Below are 1,696 nucleotides of genomic sequence, written 5' to 3'. Positions count from 1 at the left end.
CGCTCAGGAAAGTCCAGAGGCAGGGCAGGCCATGGCGTTCGGCCGCCAGGGCAAAGGCCAACGCCATTTCCTGATTGCGGCCGCCGGTGCCGGTGCCGGTCAAGGTAACCGTGGTTTCGCCGCCGGCAATCATCGCGGTGGCTCGGCTAAGGCCTTTGCCGAGCATGCCGTTAGCATCGATAACCCATTGTTCCGCCGCTTCGCGGGCTTCGCCGCACAAGTGTTCGCTGTAGATCCGGGTTTGATGGCCTAGCTTTTGGGCAGTCAGCACGACGGCTGAAACGCTGATGGTGTTGCTGCCCACCAGGGTGTGCGAGCAAGGCTTTAACAGGGGATCACCGGGTTTGGCCGTTTCGGGTTTTAGACCGGCCGCCCCTTGTTCGAGATAGTCCTTGACCGCGGCCGGCACTTTACCCCAAACCCGTTTGCCGTTAAAAACCGCTATGGCGTCGGCAAATGAAGTAGCGTCGGCCACGGTTGGGCCGCTGGCGATGCTGCTTAAATCGTCGCCCAACACGTCGGACAGAATCAAGGCATGCAAGTCGGCCGGTGCCGCCAGGCGGGCCAGGCCGCCGCCCTTGAGGCGGGACAAATGCTTGCGCACGCAATTGACTTGATTGATGTCGGCGCCGCAAGCCAGCAACAATTGGGTGGCGGCGATTTTATCGGCCAGGCTGATGCCGTCAACCGGGTAGGGCACTAATGCCGAGCCGCCGCCCGATATCAATACCAGCACCAGTTCGTCGGCGGAAACGGTTTGGATGCGCTCGGCGATTTTTTGCGCGGCATGCAGGCCGTTTTGGTCGGGCAGGGGATGGCCGGCGGCTAGCACCTCGAACCCCTCGACGGCTTTGGCGTTTTCGTAGGTGGTTACCGCAATGCCGGGGCCGGCCAGTTTATGGGCGGGAATCGCTTGGCGGGCAGCGTTTGCCATCGCGCAAGCGGCTTTGCCGAAGGCGATAAGATGAAGTTTTTGCCATTCGCCGCTACGGCATTGGTCGGAGGTCGGTGCCAAACGTATTTGTAAACGATCGCCGTCGAAAGCCAAGCATTGCCCGACCGCGGCTTGCGGGTCGGCGGCGGTAATCCCGGCCTGAAAAAGCGCCAGACAATGTTCACGCAAAGCTGCCGCCGTGTGAGCCATTAATCGGGATAGCGCTGGATTTAAGCCATTAGTTTGGCGAGTTGGAAAATAATCTCGGCATCCAGCACCTGTTTATTGTCGGTAAACAACTTGGCGATGCACGCCCTGTGCAACGCCAGTTTTAAGGTGCCGAAACCGATGGCGCCCCAGATGACCTTGCCGTGGCGGAGTTTGCCCTTGTCCATCACGTCGGTACCGCCTATGCCGACCGGCGGGGTGGCGTTGGCGTCGGCCAATACTTCCAGATGCGGGATGCGTTGCCAGTGTTCCGGTTTCAGCAGTTCGACGCCGGCGGCGCCGGTGGCCAGCACGATATTGGCGTCCTGTATGGCGGCGGCCCTGGCCTCCAAATCCGCCGCTTCGACCGGGGTTAAGTCCACGTTGAAGCGCTCCTTCATGGCGAAACAGGCTTTTTCGGCATTGAAGATATGCCGGGAGGTAATGCTGACTTCGGCGCCTTCCAGCGCCATCATGGCGGCGGCGCGTTGGCCCACCGGGCCGGTGCCGGCCAAAACCACGGCTTTTTTACCGGCCAGGCCGGTGCCGGTGGCG

Annotated in this window: 1 protein-coding gene and 1 pseudogene; both read right to left on the bottom strand. The window is 61.3% G+C overall.

What is annotated here, in order from left to right:
• Window positions 1-1,123 (bottom strand): glycerate kinase type-2 family protein (locus NP596_RS21230; protein ID WP_371927998.1); only part of this gene is annotated, 1,123 nt, incomplete at its 3' end.
• A gap of 41 nt (window positions 1,124-1,164) precedes the next feature.
• A pseudogene (locus NP596_RS21225) lies at window positions 1,165-1,696 on the bottom strand (methylenetetrahydrofolate dehydrogenase); the annotation flags it as partial.

Origin of the sequence: Methylomonas rivi, from assembly GCF_024505165.1 — a bacterium.
In the GTDB taxonomy this organism is placed as follows: Bacteria; Pseudomonadota; Gammaproteobacteria; order Methylococcales; family Methylomonadaceae; genus Methylomonas; species Methylomonas rivi.
This window is presented reverse-complemented; position numbering and strand designations above follow the sequence as displayed.